We start from the raw sequence: 13,258 nt of genomic DNA, 5'->3' as shown, positions 1-13,258 counted from the left end.
GTCAGGCCGCGAGCGCCTGCTGCCCCACCGGGGGTGCGGTGGCGGCATCGTCGGGCGACGGGGGCCGCGCGATCCGCGCGTAGGCGACCACCATGACGCCCACGAGGCCCAGCAGTGCAACGGCGGCCAGGTGGCCGCTCTGCGCCATCGGGACGCTGAGGTAGCGGACGGCGAGCAGGATCGCGGTGAAGGCCGCCGTCCCGCCCACGACGGTGACGATGCGGCGCGGGTGCCAGCCGTCCTCGGGCCGGATCATCGCGGCCTCGAGCGTGAGGGCGAAGACGAGGCCGGCCACGAGGTCGACTCCGTAGTGGGCGCCGAGGCCCAGGGTCGCCGAGATCGTGCACACCCACCAGACGACGCCGAACAGCTTGAGCAGGCGCGGCCCGCGCAGGGCGTGTACGAGGATCGCGGTGGCCCAGGCGGTGTGCAGGCTGGGCATGCAGTTGCGCGGCGCCAGCTGGCTGAAGTAGGCCGAGACGGGCTCGAGCGAGGTGGGCGCCACGTGCGGCCAGACGTTCATCCAGCCGGCGCCGGCCACCTCGTTGCCGAACGCGTACGCGGGGCCGACGACCGGGAACAGGAAGTAGACGATCGGGCCGATGGCTCCGATGAGGATGAAGGACTTCACGATGTGGTGCCGCGGGAAGCCCTCGGTGGAGCTGCGCCGCAGCTGGAAGTAGGCGACCACGGCCGCCCCGACGGGCAGGTAGGTGTACACCTTGGTGATCAGCCACAGGTACCAGCCGTGCTCGTGCACGAACCGGCCCATCACCCACGACGGGCTGCCGAGCGCCCGGTCGGCGACCTCGACGAAGTGATCGGCGACCTCGGGCAGCGCCTGCATCGTCAGCCCCAGCCAGACGGCGGAGACGGCGTTCGCGGCGATGAGGATCGCGGCGACGCCGGCGGCCTTGAGCGCCGCAGCGCGCTCGGGCCCGGTCAGGCGGGTGCCCGCGTACACGGTGAGCGCGAGGAGCCCCCACATCACACCGTTGCCGAAGTGCAGCGGCGACCCCACCGCCAGGCGCTCGGCGTTGAACAGCACCTCCACGCCGGCCACGACGCCGAGGAAGGGCAGCCGCAGCCGCGCGGGCATGCACATCAGGGCCAGCGCGAGGGCCGCGACCTTCACCTCACCGGTGACCGGGCGGCCGACGAAGTCGGAGACGAGGCCGTGCACCGGCCCGCGGAGCCCGTAGTACGTCGCCGCGGCCTGGATCACCAGGACGAACGCGACGACGCCGAGCACCGCCCAGGTCCATTGCCGTTGTCCCCAGCCGTGGCGGGGATGCTCCCCGCGTGGACCCCGCGGGAGCGCGAAGTCTGCACGCACCAACATGAGATGACAGCATAGTTAACGGACGGGTAACTCTGTGAATCCAGACGCCGTTTCGTGACGGAAAACGCTCGAAACGACAGCGGGCGCGCATCCCCGAAGGGATGCGCGCCCGTGATGTCCGTGTCCGGTCAGGCCCGGACGGTGTCCCGGTCAGGCCCGGGAATCACTCACCAGCTGCTCTTGTGCACACCGGGGAGCTCGCCGGCGTGCGCCATCTCGCGCAGGCACACACGGCAGAGGCCGAACTTGCGGAACACCGAGTGCGGTCGGCCGCACTTGTTACACCGGGTGTACGCGCGGACGGCGAACTTCGGCTTCTTGTTGGCCTTGTTGACCAGCGCCTTCTTTGCCATGGCTCAGTTCTCCTTGAAGGGGAAGCCGAGGTGCTTGAGCAGTGCGCGGCCTTCCTCATTGTTGGTGGCAGTGGTGACGACGGTGATGTCCATGCCGCGCGGGCGGTCGATGGAGTCCACGTCGATCTCGTGGAACATCGACTGCTCGTTCAGGCCGAACGTGTAGTTGCCGTTGCCGTCGAACTGGTTGCCGTTGAGGCCGCGGAAGTCGCGGATACGGGGCAGCGCGATCGAGGTGAGGCGATCGAGGAACTCCCACATGCGGTCGCCACGGAGGGTGACGCGCGCGCCGATGGGCATGCCCTCGCGCAGCTTGAACTGCGCGATCGACTTGCGGGCCTTGCGGATCTCCGGCTTCTGGCCGGTGATCAGCTCGAGGTCCTTGACAGCGCCGTTGATCAGCTTCGCGTCACGGGCGGCGTCGCCGACACCCATGTTCACGACGACCTTGACGACGCCGGGGATCTGCATGACGTTGTCGTACTTGAACTCGCTGTTGAGCGCGTCCTTGATCTCGGCGCGGTAGCGCGCCTTCAGCCGGGGCTGGGTCTTCTCAGCGGTGCTCATATCAGATGTCCTTCCCGTTCTTGCGGGAAATCCGCACGCGCTTGCCGGTCTCCTCGTCGGTCCGGTAGCCCACGCGGGTGGGGTTACCGTCCGAGTCGACGACCATGACGTTCGAGACGTGGATCGGGGCCTCGCGGACCTCGATGCCGCCCTGCGCGGTGGCGGAGGTGCTGGTGTGCTTCTTGATCCGGTTGACGCCCTCGACGAGGACCTTCTCAGCCTTCGGGAAGGCCTCGACGACCTTGCCCTTCGCGCCCTTGTCGGGGCCCGAGATCACGATGACGGTGTCGCCCTTGTGCACCTTCATGTCAGAGCACCTCCGGGGCCAGCGAAACGATCTTCATGAACTTCTTGTCACGCAGCTCGCGGCCGACGGGGCCGAAGATGCGGGTGCCACGAGGGTCGTTGTCGTTCTTGATGATGACAGCGGCGTTCTCGTCGAACTTGATGTACGAGCCGTCCGGACGGCGGCGCTCCTTGGAGGTGCGCACGATCACGGCCTTGACGACCTCGCCACGCTTGACGTTGCCGCCGGGGATGGCGTCCTTGACGGTGGCGACGATGATGTCACCGATGCCGGCATAGCGGCGCGAGCTTCCACCGAGCACGCGGATGCAGAGGATTTCCTTAGCACCCGTGTTGTCGGCGACCCGCACTCGCGATTCCTGCTGAATCACTAGCTGATCTCCTCAGACCTGGATTTTCATGCGCGCCGGATTACCGACCCGAACACGCGCGGTCCGCCACCTGTGACACGAGGCCGCAGGCAACCGCTCCATGATAGAGGAAACCGCAGGTCGCTGTCGAATCACGCCCGGTCGTGCGCTCGGCCCCAGCCGCCCAGGCCCGACGGTGCGCCGCCCACCCGGCGTGTCCTCCGTTCGAACGACACGATCCTGTCGATCACCGGCTCGTCGCTGTCGACGACGTCGGTCACCTCCCGCGGCACGAACGCGCCGGGCGACACCGACACCGCGGATTGCACGTACCAGCTGGCACCCGAGCGCCCCCTGCGTATCACCACGTATCGGTACATGGACAACCATCACGGCCACGTCGGCGTCTACGACAAAGGCGGCGACTTCGGCGGCAGCTCGGCGCAGCAGGTCTTCAGCTCGGCGTCCAGGATCTACCAGGACGTCGCCCCTCCCACCGTCGATCTATGGCCCGAAATCCAGGCCGGACTCGTAGTCGCCGGATCGGACGCGGTACTCGCGGGGAAGGGCGACTTCTGGTACTGGATGAGCTTCAGCGGGGGCGACGCGAACAACACCGCCCTGTTCACGCCGATCATGACGGCGATCGCCGGGGCGATCGCGTAGCGCTCCGCGCCCACCGCGCGATGCGCACCACAACCGTCAGGTCCGACCGCTCACCCTGGCGCGATGTACTCGTGCCGCAGGTCGCTCACACGGGCGATGTAATCGAAGTCATGGTCGGCCGCGAGCACGGTCGCGTCGTTGACGATGGCGTACGCGGCTATGAGGATGTCGGTAGGGCCCGCGGCGCGGACCAGCCCTGACGACCACAAGCCGGCCTGAATATCGAGGACGAGCGACTCTTCGGGCGCGTTCTCCAGCGGGAATCCCTGGGACATCTGTTCGCGATACCGCAGGTGTTCGTCGGGCGTCCGCGCGCTGTGACAGAACTCGAGCACCTGCGGCGGACACGTGACGAACAAGTCGGACGGCGATCGCTCGATCCGCCGCAGACGTTCCGTGATCGCCTCATCCCCGGCCACGAGCCGCGCCCACGCCGAGTTATCCACGAGGTAGTCCGTCACGGCGTCTCGGCCGGGCTGACCACGGGTGCACCGAGGCCTTCTGGAAGGCCGGAGAGCCCGGCGATGCCGTTGATCATCGCGCCCTTCTGCTTCGAGGCGATGAGACGTCGGAGAGCGAGATCGATGACGGAGCGGTTCGATCGCTCGCCGGAGAGCTCCCGGGCGCGCTCAAGGAGACGCGGATCGAGATCGACGCTAGTGACCGTCATGGGTCCACCCCCTCAGTTCTATACAACCAACTATATAACTCTGCTCCACCGCGCGCCACGATCGACCGGGCAGCCATTCGGATGACGCTGCTGTGCGCCGCGACCGGTATGCCGTAACTTCCAGGACGTGCAGCTCTCCGACCTCCCGCCGGGCGGGGTGACGCGCCTGCGGGCCACGTCCCCGCTCGCGCTGGCGGCCGCTGCCGAGCGCCGCGGGCCGGAGGACCCGATCGTGGTGTTCCCGGGGCTCACGCAGCCGATGGGATCCTCGCCGAGCGCGGTCATCGAGGACGTGCTCGCGCGGACCGCCGCGGTCGCGTTCGAGCTGTTCCCCGCGTGGCTGCCCGCCGCCGACGGCACGGGGGGCGCCCCCGAATCCGACGGCGTCCTGGACCGGTTCGCGGTCCGCTCGCTCAGTCACCGGCACGACGGCGCCGCGGGGCTCGGCACGGCCCTCGGTGCGCTCGCGACGGCGGCCCTGCGCCCCGAGTCGATCGCCGCCTTCACCCGGTTGCCGGCGGCGGACCGTCGCAGCGCTGTCGAGTACGCACTGACCCACAGCTACGGCGCCCGGCGCGCCGCCCTGGCGCTGGTGGTCGACCGGCTGATCGCCCCGCACCAGGCCGACGCGTTGGCCGTCGGCGCGCAGTGGTTGGCGCGCGGCGGCTGCGCCGTCTGGCTGCTAGGCCCCGGTGCGGCACCGCTGGACCGGTTCCCCCTCGTCGACGGTCCGCCGGTCCCCGACGACGAGGACGCGCGGCCGACCGAGCACACGGTGGGCCTGGAGCCCGCCCCGGTCTACCCGCCGGTCGCGGGCAGGCCGCATCCGGCGAGCGCGGCGGAGAAGTACCTGGAGCAGGGGCTGGCGCGCGTGGAGTGGGCAGCGGCGCGCTACTGGAACTACGCCGTCGACCTCGGGCCGCTGCACCCGCCCGTCCGGGTGGATCTGCTCTTCCCGGAGCCCCGGCTGGTGGTCGAGATCGACGGCCCGGACCATCGCTGCGTCGAGAAGTACGAAGCCGACCGGCGCCGCGACGCCGACCTCCTGCTCGCCGGTTTCCACGTACTGCGGCTGACCAACGCCCGGATCCTGGGAGACCTCGCCGAGTCGATGGCCGTCATCCGTACATTGGTGCTGTCGGGAACGCGATGACAGAAGGGCGAGTCGGGTGAGCGAGTCGATCGCCGGTCTCACCGGCACGGAGACGACGGTGCTGCTGGTCCTCGCGGCCGCCGTCGAACCGGTCCGCAATCCCGACCTGAAGCTGCTCGGACCGGCGCTCGAGGCGCCCGCACGCCGGCGGCTCGTCGATCGCGGACTCCTGGACGTGGCGAAGGGATCCCGCGGCGCGCTCGTGCTCTCCCTCACCGACCGGGGCTGGGCCGCCGCCGCCGCCCTGCTCGAGTCCCCTCCCCCGCCGCGCGCGACCCCGCAGCTGCGCGCGATGCTCACGTTCACCGCGGGCATCGGCCGCTACCTGCGCCGCGAGTCACTCGCGCTCGGCGAGGTCATGATGCCCGGGCCGGGCACTTCGGGGCCGGCACCGTCGGCCCCCGGCCCGGCACCGTCGGCCTCCGTCCCCCGGCCCGACGGTCCGCCCGTGCCCGAGCCCGCGGGCACCGTCGAGCGGGTGCGCGCGGCGTACCGGCGGATCGCGGCGCCCGGCGCGTGGGTGGCGCTGTACCGCCTGCGCGCGGCGCTGCCCGATCTGCCCCGCGCGGAGCTCGACGACGCCCTGCGCGACCTCTACCCCGAGCCCGGCGTGCACATCGTCGCGGAGGACAATCTCAAAGCCCTCACCGCCGAGGACCGCGCCGCCGCGCTGCACCTCGGCGGCCGGCCCCTGCACGCGATACGGATCACCAGATGACCTTGTCCGACGAACAGCGCACCGCGCTGCGTTCCGTCCGCCTGAGCTGGGCGCCCACCTACGAGGAGGTCTGGGACACCGCCGAGGAGGCGCAGTACCACCACGTCGACGGCCTGCACACCGACGTCTGGGAGGACCTCGAGGACGCGCTCGGCGACGCGGTCGCGTCCACCGGCGCCTCCCCCACCGGACTGGTGATCACCGGCAACGCGGGCACCGGGAAGACCCACCTGCTCACCCGGTTCCGTGCCGATGTGCAGTCGGCGGGCCACTACTTCGTCCTGCTCGAGCTGCTCGACGCGTCCGACTTCTGGCGCGCGGCGCTCACCTCGCTGCGCAGCTCCCTGCTGCGCCCGGCCCGCGACCACGAGACCCAGCTCGCGCAGCTGCTGTGGCTGCTCTCGGACGAGGCCGGGCTGTCGCGGGCGCACCGTCGGGAGTTCTCCGGCGACGCGGTGCCCACCCCAGCGGGCCTCGACGCGCTGGTCGCGGCGATGAGCAAGCGACGCCCGCAGGTTCGGCAATACCACGGCGTGCTGCGCGCGCTGGTGCTGCTCGGCTCTCCCGACACCCGCCTCGCCGATCTCGGCTCCGCCTTCCTCGACGACATCGAGGTCGAGGAGACGGCCGCCGAGCGCCTGCACTGGGGCCTGCCCGCCCACGGCTTCCCCGCGGTGGAGACGGTGCGCGCGATCTCGGCGTTCATGGCCGAGACCGCGGCCACGGTGTTCGCGGTGGACCAGATCGACACCCTGCTCGCGCAGTCCGCGGCCACGCTGACCTCCCCCGATGCCGCGGAGTCCGAGGTGATCGAGCAGGTCGGCCACGGCCTGATGTCGCTGCGCCAGGGCCTGTACCGCACCGTGACCGTCGCCTGCATGCTGCCGACGGCGTGGGAGACGCTGTCCAGCCGCGCGACCGCGTCCGTGGCGGCCCGGTTCCGGGTGGTCGGTCCGCTGAAGTCGCTGCCCGACGGTGCCATCGCCCGCGCGATCGTCGAGCGGCGCCTGACGGCCGCGTACCGGGCGAAGCATTTCGTGCCGCCCCACCCCACGTGGCCCGTCGCGCCGGAGGCCTTCGCCTCGGCGGTGCACCACACCCCGCGCGACCTGCTCACCAAGGTCGACGCCCACATCCGGGCGTGCGTGTCCACCCGCTCGGATTTCGAGCTCGCCTCCTTCGACGACGGTGCGCCGCGTCCGGCACCGTCGGTCCCGGCACCGGCGCCGACGGTGCCCGTCCCGGCTCCCGCGGACGCGCCCGTCGACGTGCTGGCCCGGATCGACGAGCAGTTCGAGGCGCTGCGCCTGCGCGCCCAGGTGGGCGACGTCGCGACGGACCAGAACGTCGCCGACAAGCGGATGGGCACGCTCATCGAGGCGGGCCTGCGGGCCTGGACCCGCGAGGACGGCGGCGAGGGCTTCTCGATCGAACGCGGCAACAAGCAGCTCGACGGCCGGCTGCGGCGGCGCCTGCCCGGCCGCGTCGAGGACGAGCAGCACTGGGCCTTCCGGGCGATCCCGGCGGCACACCCCGTCGCCGCCACCAACCGCGTGCAGGGCGCCGCGACCGCGGCCGGCGTCGCCGCGGGCATGGACCGCCGCAAGCTCTTCCTGCTCCGCTCCACGCCCTGGCCCACCAGCCCGAAGGCATCGGCCGTGATCGCCGATGCCGTGGACCGCGGCGCCGAGCTCCTCCCCCTCGACGAGGGCGATCTCGCGACCCTCGACGCGCTGAGCCGGATCATCGCGAACTCCCCGGAGGGGCTCGACGAGTGGCTGACCGCCCGCCGTCCAGCGCACGGGCTGCGGATGTTCGCGGGCCTCGCGCGCACGGCACCGACGAGCGAGCGCACCGCGCCCGCGCACCGGCGTGGGCCGGGTTCGGGACGGGCGGGCAGCCTCATCCCCGGCGACGCCGTGGGCCGCGTCGGCGGGCTGTCGAGCGCCGTGGCGGACGTCATGTTCGGCGGGCCGCCCGCCCCGCGCCCCGGGCCCGCCCCCGCGCCGGAGGCCTCGGCGGCGGCACCGTCGGAGCCCGGGAGCGTTCCCGTGGGCACGACCGGCGACCGGGCGCCCGTCCTGCTCGACCTCGCCGAGCTGCGCAGGCACACCGCGATCTTCGCGGGCTCGGGCTCGGGGAAGACGGTGCTCATCCGCCGCCTCATCGAGGAATGCGCGCTGCGCGGGGTCTCCGCGATCGTGCTGGACCCCAACAACGACCTCTCCCGGTTGGGCGAGGCGTGGCCGCAGGCGCCGTCGGGCTGGTGGGAGGGCGACGCCGAGCGGGCGCAGCGCTACCTCGCCGACACCGAGGTGATCGTCTGGACGCCGAACCGCGAATCGGCGAGACCGCTCGTGCTGCAGCCGATCCCGGACTTCGCCGCACTGCGCGCGGGCATGGACGACGCCCGCGACCCGAACAGCACGGACGCACAGGAGGCCCGCGAGGGCTTCGCGATGGCGGTGGAAGCGTGCGCGAGCGCGCTCGAGCAGCACGTGGGTGTCGGCGGCATGCGGCGTGAGCAGCAGCGCGCGATCCTGCGCGAGGCGCTCGACGCGTACGGCCGGCGGGTGGACCGGTCGGACGTGCGCGGCTTCGCGGACTTCCTGCGGGAGTGGGATTCGACGCGCAGCAGCCTCGGCAGCGCCGACAAGCTGGCCCCCGAGCTGGCGGAGAACCTGCAGGCGGCGCTCATCAACAACCCGCTGCTCGGCGGTCGCGGCGAGGCGGTGGACCCGGTGACGCTGCTGACGCCGTCGGCGGGAAAGCGCGCGCGGATCTCGGTGATCAGCCTCATCGGCCTGCCCGACGAGACGCAGCGGCAGACCTTCGTCGCGCAGCTGCAGCTGGCGCTGTTCTCGTGGATCAAGCGGCATCCGGCCGGCGATCGACCGCTCGGCGCGCTGCTGGTGATGGACGAGGCGCAGCAGATCGCGCCGTCGGGATCGGTGAAGCCGTCCACGGAGTCCACGCTGCTGCTCGCCTCGCAGGCCCGCAAGTACGGGCTCGGACTGGTGTTCGCGACACAGGCGCCGAAGGGCCTGCACGACAAGATCGTCGGCAACAGCGCCACGCACTTCTACGGCAAGCTCAACGCGCCGGTGCAGATCCAGGCCGCCAAGGACCTGGCCTCCGCCCGCGGGGGCCGGATCGACGGGATCGGCGGGCTCGGCCCGGGCGACTTCTACCTCGGGGCCGGGGCGTCGACGGTGCGCCTGCACGCCCCGATGTGCCTCTCGCATCACGCCGCGAGTCCGCCCACTGAGGACGAGGTCCTCGCCATCGCACGAAGGAGTACGACATGAGCCGGAAGAAGATCAGCTGGAGCCAGTTGTCGCCGCGCGCCAAAGCGGCGATCGTCGCGACCGCCGCGGTCGACGCCGGACTCCGGGCCTGGGCCCTCGCCGACCTGGCCGGACGCGACGACGCCGCGGTCCGCGGCCCCAAGAAGCTGTGGGGCCTCGGCCTCGGCGTGGTCAACTCGGCGGGCGTCCTGCCCGCTGCGTACCTGCTCCTCGGCCGCGCGACCCGCATGGCGTAGTCGGCGTCGGGCGCCCGGCCGTCTCGGTGCCCACACACCAGTTGTGCCCGGCGCGGCGGTCCTCACATCCGTTTGTGCCTGCCTCCGGGTGGCTCTCACACCCGACATGCACGGCCACCGCCACCGTCACACCCCGAACGCCTGTCCATGTCCGGTCCTCACACCCGGAATGCCTGCTGCGGTGGTGGTGATCAGCCCGCGGGGCGGGTGGCGCGGCGGCGGGGCTGCTGGGCGCGTCCCTGCCCCTGCGGGCGTCCCTGGCCCTGCGCCCGTCCGCCGGACGGTGCCTGGCGCTGCTGCCCGGAGCGCTGACCGCCCTGGCCGCGCCCGGTGCCCTGACCGGCGCTGTGGCCGCGACCCGAGGCCTGACCCTGCCCGCGCCCGGCACCGTCGGACCGGGCACCCGTGCCCTTGCCGCGCCCGGCGCGACCACGCCCCGGGGCGTGCCCGCCACCGGCCCGACGCTGCTGCTGCGGCGGCGCGACCGGCGCCGGCTCGACATAGGGCGCCGTCTCCCCGACCAGATCGACGACGACCGGTGAGGTCGCGGTGACCGACGTCGGACGCGCGGAGATCGCGGCCTTCTTCAGCAACACCTGGGTGTCCTTGCGCTGCTCGGGGGTCATCACGGTGACGACGGTGCCCGAGCTGCCGGCGCGGGCGGTGCGGCCGCTGCGGTGCAGGTAGGCCTTGTGCTCGGCGGGCGGGTCGACGTGCACGACCAGCTGCACGTCGTCGACGTGCACGCCGCGGGCGGCGATGTCGGTCGCGACGAGCACCCGCGCGGTGCCCGCACTGAACGCCTCGAGGTTGCGGTCGCGCTGCGGCTGGCTCAGGTTGCCGTGCAGGTCCACCGCGGGGATGCCCTGCGCCGTGAGCTGCTTGGCCAGCTTCTTCGCCTGGTGCTTGGTGCGGGTGAACAGGATCCGCCGGCCGGTGCCGGAGGCGAGGACGCGGACCAGCTCGCTCTTCTCGTCCTTGCCGCTCACCTCGAAGACGTGGTGGGTCATGTCGACGACCGGCGAGTTCTCGGGGTCGACGGAGTGCGAGACCGGGTCGGTGAGGAACTTGCGGACCAGCTTGTCGACGCCGTTGTCGAGCGTGGCGGAGAACAGCATGCGCTGGCCGCCCGCCGGGGTGGCGGCGAGGATCCGGGTGACGACGGGGAGGAAGCCGAGGTCGGCCATGTGATCCGCCTCGTCGAGCACGGTGACCTCGACGCGCGACAGATCGACGATGCGCTGGCGCATCAGGTCCTCGAGGCGACCGGGGCAGGCCACCACGATGTCGACGCCGTTGCTCAGCGCCTGCTCCTGGCGACCCTGCTTGACGCCGCCGAAGATCGTGGTCACCCGCAGGCCGGCCGCGCGGGCCAGCGGCTCGACGGTCGCGGTGATCTGGGTGGCGAGCTCACGCGTCGGCGCGAGCACGAGGCCGGAGGGCTTGCCGGCGGGGGCGCGATGGCCGGCGATGCGCGCGACCAGCGGGATCGCGAAGGCAAGGGTCTTGCCCGAGCCGGTCTTGCCGCGACCGAGGACGTCACGGCCGGCGAGGGTGTCGGGCAGCGTGTCGGCCTGGATGGGGAACGGGGTGCTGCGGTCCATGTCGTGGAGGGCGGCGATGAGGTTCGACGGGACGCCGAGGTCGGCGAAGGAACGAGTGGACACAGGGGTGCTCACGGCAGGTGATACCTAACACTGGTGGGTGGCGAAGGCGACGGTGGCCGCATCCGTTCGCCGCAAGAAAAGAACCGGGAGGTGGTCTCGAGCCGCGTTCGGCGAGACAGGGGCCCGGGAGCCCTACGACGGCGCGGCACGATGAACGTCCCGCATGTTCCCCAGCGTAGCAAATCTGTTCGCACGAGCGTGCATACTTGAGGGGGACGTGCCGACGCTCACAGTCCTCGCGGCGGTACCCCTGATGCAACGCGGAGGCGCTTCATGCGCGACAATGCAGTGATGGAGGCGTGCACGTCGACGCACGCCGGGGGAGGCAAGAACATGACCGCACGTACGACCCGTCTCTTCCGTGGACGCGCCGCAGCGGCGCTCGCCGCGGGTGCTGCTGTGGTCGCCCTGGCCGGCTGCGCATCCGTACCCGGCACGGGCTCCGCCGACCCGCAGGACGTGGCCGCCTACCAGAGCACGATCGCCGCCTCGCGCGCCGCCGCCGCTGCCGCGGCCGGCAAGTCGGCGTGCGCCTCGTGGCAGGCCGGCTACGACATCCGGATCGTCGCCAGCCGCGCCACGGTCGCCTTCACCAAGGATCCGAAGTGGACCTGGGACGGCATCACCACCCTGCTCAACGCCGAGCTCGCGGCGATCGACACGGAGTCGGGCAAGCTGCCCGGCGTCATCACCACGGCCCAACCCGCGGCGTCGATCCTCACCGCGATCACCGACTACAAGTCCAAGCTGGACGCCTACGGCGCCGCGCTGCGCGTCGACCAGGCGGCCCGCGCTTCGGGCGATGCCACCTGGGCGAAGAGCAACCCGGCGTTCGAGGCGCTGGGCACTGCCGCGACGGCCGTCAAGCGGGTGTGCCCGTCGTCCTGACGTCATCACCCTCTGCCGCACGTTCTGACTCCGAGCACGACGAAGCCCCCGGCCCCTCCTCGCGGAGGTGCCGGGGGCTGTTCGTTCGGTGGTGCGGAGCGGCCTACTTGGCCTTCTCCAGCACCTCCACCAGGCGCCAGTGCTTGCTGGCGCTCAGCGGACGGGTCTCCATGATCCGGACGCGGTCGCCGACACCGGCGACGCCCTCCTCGTCATGCGCCTTCACCTTGGAGGTGGTGCGGATGATCTTGCCGTACAGGGAGTGCTTCACGCGGTCCTCGAGCTCGACGACGATGGTCTTCTCCATCTTGTCGGACACGACGTACCCGATGCGCACCTTGCGGCTGTTGCGCTCCTCAGTGGTCACGGTGCTTTCCTTCTCGCTCATGCGGCGTCACCCTCCGGGCCCGAGGCCAGGCCGAGCTCCCGCTCGCGCAGGATCGTGTAGATCCGGGCGATATCAGTACGCACGGTGCGCAGGCGACGGTTGTTGCTCATCTGCCCGGTGGCCATCTGGAAGCGCAGGTTGAACAGCTCCTCCTTGGCCTCGCGCAGCTTCTCCACCAGCTCGTCCGCGGTGAGACCGCGGAGATCAGCGGCGACGGTGTTCGACATCAGAACTGCTCCTCTCGGGTCACGATGCGGGTCTTGCAGGGGAGCTTGTGCTGCGCGCGGCGCAGGGCCTCGCGAGCGGTCTCCTCGTTCGGGTAGGACATCTCGAACAGCACGCGACCGGGCTTGACGTTCGCCACCCACCACTCGACGGAGCCCTTACCGGAACCCATGCGGGTCTCGGCCGGCTTCTTGGTCAGCGGGCGGTCCGGGAAGATGTTGATCCAGACCTTGCCGCCACGCTTGATGTGGCGGTTGATGGCGATACGAGCGGACTCGATCTGACGGTTGGTGATGTAGGCGGGCTCGAGAGCCTGGATGCCGTAGTCACCGAAGGTCACCTTGTTGCCGCCCTTGGACTGGCCGGAGCGACCCGGGTGGTGCTGCTTGCGGTGCTTGACGCGACGGGGGATCAACATGGC

18 protein-coding genes are annotated in these 13,258 nt (G+C 71.3%); 6 read left to right on the top strand and 12 right to left on the bottom strand.

Annotated features, from left to right (window positions below; genetic code table 11):
- Position 1 precedes the first annotated feature (1 nt).
- From ABZX10_RS16800 to ABZX10_RS16775, 6 genes are all read right to left on the bottom strand, one after another.
- The gene (locus ABZX10_RS16800) at positions 2-1,342 is read right to left on the bottom strand and encodes a phosphatase PAP2 family protein (RefSeq protein WP_355542126.1); all 1,341 of its coding nucleotides are present in this window, start codon (positions 1,340-1,342) and stop codon (positions 2-4) included.
- Between the two features lie 167 nt (positions 1,343-1,509).
- Complete coding sequence (locus ABZX10_RS16795; RefSeq protein ID WP_068522657.1) at positions 1,510-1,695, bottom strand: type Z 30S ribosomal protein S14; 186 nt, start codon at positions 1,693-1,695, stop codon at positions 1,510-1,512.
- A gap of 3 nt (positions 1,696-1,698) precedes the next feature.
- Positions 1,699-2,262 (bottom strand): 50S ribosomal protein L5, encoded by a 564-nt coding sequence (gene rplE, locus ABZX10_RS16790; RefSeq protein ID WP_126196451.1) that lies wholly within the window; start codon positions 2,260-2,262, stop codon positions 1,699-1,701.
- Position 2,263: 1 nt separating this feature from the next.
- Complete coding sequence (rplX, locus tag ABZX10_RS16785; RefSeq protein ID WP_355542116.1) at positions 2,264-2,569, bottom strand: 50S ribosomal protein L24; 306 nt, start codon at positions 2,567-2,569, stop codon at positions 2,264-2,266.
- Between the two features lies 1 nt (position 2,570).
- Entirely contained in the window at positions 2,571-2,939 is a 369-nt protein-coding gene (rplN, locus tag ABZX10_RS16780) for a 50S ribosomal protein L14 (RefSeq protein ID WP_068573225.1), read from the bottom strand.
- 131 nt (positions 2,940-3,070) lie between these two features.
- Positions 3,071-3,298, bottom strand: a complete 228-nt coding sequence (locus ABZX10_RS16775; RefSeq protein WP_355542113.1) for a hypothetical protein — start codon at positions 3,296-3,298, stop codon at positions 3,071-3,073.
- Here ABZX10_RS16775 and ABZX10_RS16770 point away from each other — a divergent pair.
- On the top strand, positions 3,297-3,584 hold the full coding sequence (locus ABZX10_RS16770) for a hypothetical protein (RefSeq protein WP_355542110.1): 288 nt from the start codon (positions 3,297-3,299) through the stop codon (positions 3,582-3,584). The two genes, ABZX10_RS16775 and ABZX10_RS16770, sit on opposite strands and share 2 nt — an antisense overlap.
- A gap of 50 nt (positions 3,585-3,634) precedes the next feature.
- Here ABZX10_RS16770 and ABZX10_RS16765 read toward each other — a convergent pair whose 3' ends face one another.
- Both ABZX10_RS16765 and ABZX10_RS16760 read right to left on the bottom strand, forming a co-directional pair.
- Positions 3,635-4,045 carry a PIN domain-containing protein gene (locus ABZX10_RS16765; RefSeq protein WP_355542107.1) on the bottom strand — a complete coding sequence of 137 codons (411 nt, stop codon included), beginning with the start codon at positions 4,043-4,045 and terminating at the stop codon, positions 3,635-3,637.
- The gene (locus ABZX10_RS16760; RefSeq protein ID WP_355542104.1) at positions 4,042-4,254 is read right to left on the bottom strand and encodes a type II toxin-antitoxin system VapB family antitoxin; all 213 of its coding nucleotides are present in this window, start codon (positions 4,252-4,254) and stop codon (positions 4,042-4,044) included. Before ABZX10_RS16760 ends, ABZX10_RS16765 begins: the two co-directional genes overlap by 4 nt.
- Positions 4,255-4,381: 127 nt before the next feature.
- Between ABZX10_RS16760 and ABZX10_RS16755 the strand changes: the two genes are divergently transcribed.
- From ABZX10_RS16755 to ABZX10_RS16740, 4 genes are read left to right on the top strand one after another with little or no spacing between them, the layout of a single operon-like run.
- Positions 4,382-5,407: a DUF559 domain-containing protein gene (locus ABZX10_RS16755; RefSeq protein WP_355542101.1), complete on the top strand. Its 1,026-nt coding sequence runs from the start codon at positions 4,382-4,384 to the stop codon at positions 5,405-5,407.
- 16 nt (positions 5,408-5,423) lie between these two features.
- Positions 5,424-6,125 carry a hypothetical protein gene (locus ABZX10_RS16750; protein WP_355542098.1) on the top strand — a complete coding sequence of 234 codons (702 nt, stop codon included), beginning with the start codon at positions 5,424-5,426 and terminating at the stop codon, positions 6,123-6,125.
- Positions 6,122-9,433 carry a DUF87 domain-containing protein gene (locus tag ABZX10_RS16745; protein ID WP_355542095.1) on the top strand — a complete coding sequence of 1,104 codons (3,312 nt, stop codon included), beginning with the start codon at positions 6,122-6,124 and terminating at the stop codon, positions 9,431-9,433. Before ABZX10_RS16750 ends, ABZX10_RS16745 begins: the two co-directional genes overlap by 4 nt.
- Positions 9,430-9,669: a hypothetical protein gene (locus ABZX10_RS16740; RefSeq protein WP_355542092.1), complete on the top strand. Its 240-nt coding sequence runs from the start codon at positions 9,430-9,432 to the stop codon at positions 9,667-9,669. Before ABZX10_RS16745 ends, ABZX10_RS16740 begins: the two co-directional genes overlap by 4 nt.
- 191 nt (positions 9,670-9,860) lie before the next feature.
- Here the strand turns inward: ABZX10_RS16740 and ABZX10_RS16735 are convergent, their stop codons facing one another.
- The gene (locus ABZX10_RS16735) at positions 9,861-11,273 is read right to left on the bottom strand and encodes a DEAD/DEAH box helicase (protein WP_355542280.1); all 1,413 of its coding nucleotides are present in this window, start codon (positions 11,271-11,273) and stop codon (positions 9,861-9,863) included.
- Between the two features lie 336 nt (positions 11,274-11,609).
- On the opposite strand from ABZX10_RS16735, the gene ABZX10_RS16730 reads away from it, so the two are divergent.
- Positions 11,610-12,224 carry a hypothetical protein gene (locus tag ABZX10_RS16730; protein ID WP_355542089.1) on the top strand — a complete coding sequence of 205 codons (615 nt, stop codon included), beginning with the start codon at positions 11,610-11,612 and terminating at the stop codon, positions 12,222-12,224.
- 103 nt (positions 12,225-12,327) lie between these two features.
- Here ABZX10_RS16730 and rpsQ read toward each other — a convergent pair whose 3' ends face one another.
- From rpsQ to rplP, 3 genes are read right to left on the bottom strand one after another with little or no spacing between them, the layout of a single operon-like run.
- The gene (gene rpsQ / locus ABZX10_RS16725; RefSeq protein ID WP_355542086.1) at positions 12,328-12,612 is read right to left on the bottom strand and encodes a 30S ribosomal protein S17; all 285 of its coding nucleotides are present in this window, start codon (positions 12,610-12,612) and stop codon (positions 12,328-12,330) included.
- Positions 12,609-12,839 carry a 50S ribosomal protein L29 gene (gene rpmC, locus ABZX10_RS16720; RefSeq protein WP_013128010.1) on the bottom strand — a complete coding sequence of 77 codons (231 nt, stop codon included), beginning with the start codon at positions 12,837-12,839 and terminating at the stop codon, positions 12,609-12,611. The genes rpsQ and rpmC overlap by 4 nt, the downstream gene beginning before the upstream one ends.
- Entirely contained in the window at positions 12,839-13,255 is a 417-nt protein-coding gene (rplP, locus tag ABZX10_RS16715; protein WP_068573209.1) for a 50S ribosomal protein L16, read from the bottom strand. Before rplP ends, rpmC begins: the two co-directional genes overlap by 1 nt.
- Between the last annotated feature and the right edge of the window lie 3 nt (positions 13,256-13,258).

Origin of the sequence: Tsukamurella sp. NPDC003166, from assembly GCF_040611135.1 — a bacterium.
GTDB lineage: Bacteria > Actinomycetota > Actinomycetes > Mycobacteriales > Mycobacteriaceae > Tsukamurella.
The sequence above is the reverse complement of the archived record's forward strand: the minus strand, read 5'-3'. Positions and strand labels throughout refer to the sequence as shown.

Excerpts from the sequence above, each read along its gene's own strand:
- ABZX10_RS16770 (WP_355542110.1), top strand. The coding sequence starts at position 3,297 with ATGGACAACCATCACGGCCACGTCGGCGTCTACGACAAAGGCGGCGAC.
- ABZX10_RS16795 (WP_068522657.1), bottom strand. The coding sequence starts at position 1,695 with ATGGCAAAGAAGGCGCTGGTCAACAAGGCCAACAAGAAGCCGAAGTTC.
- rplE (WP_126196451.1), bottom strand. The coding sequence starts at position 2,262 with ATGAGCACCGCTGAGAAGACCCAGCCCCGGCTGAAGGCGCGCTACCGC.
- ABZX10_RS16745 (WP_355542095.1), top strand. The coding sequence starts at position 6,122 with ATGACCTTGTCCGACGAACAGCGCACCGCGCTGCGTTCCGTCCGCCTG.
- rpmC (WP_013128010.1), bottom strand. The coding sequence starts at position 12,839 with ATGTCGAACACCGTCGCCGCTGATCTCCGCGGTCTCACCGCGGACGAG.
- ABZX10_RS16800 (WP_355542126.1), bottom strand. The coding sequence starts at position 1,342 with ATGTTGGTGCGTGCAGACTTCGCGCTCCCGCGGGGTCCACGCGGGGAG.
- rplX (WP_355542116.1), bottom strand. The coding sequence starts at position 2,569 with ATGAAGGTGCACAAGGGCGACACCGTCATCGTGATCTCGGGCCCCGAC.
- ABZX10_RS16730 (WP_355542089.1), top strand. The coding sequence starts at position 11,610 with ATGCGCGACAATGCAGTGATGGAGGCGTGCACGTCGACGCACGCCGGG.
- ABZX10_RS16740 (WP_355542092.1), top strand. The coding sequence starts at position 9,430 with ATGAGCCGGAAGAAGATCAGCTGGAGCCAGTTGTCGCCGCGCGCCAAA.
- ABZX10_RS16760 (WP_355542104.1), bottom strand. The coding sequence starts at position 4,254 with ATGACGGTCACTAGCGTCGATCTCGATCCGCGTCTCCTTGAGCGCGCC.
- ABZX10_RS16775 (WP_355542113.1), bottom strand. The coding sequence starts at position 3,298 with ATGTACCGATACGTGGTGATACGCAGGGGGCGCTCGGGTGCCAGCTGG.
- ABZX10_RS16735 (WP_355542280.1), bottom strand. The coding sequence starts at position 11,273 with ATGGACCGCAGCACCCCGTTCCCCATCCAGGCCGACACGCTGCCCGAC.
- rpsQ (WP_355542086.1), bottom strand. The coding sequence starts at position 12,612 with ATGAGCGAGAAGGAAAGCACCGTGACCACTGAGGAGCGCAACAGCCGC.
- rplP (WP_068573209.1), bottom strand. The coding sequence starts at position 13,255 with ATGTTGATCCCCCGTCGCGTCAAGCACCGCAAGCAGCACCACCCGGGT.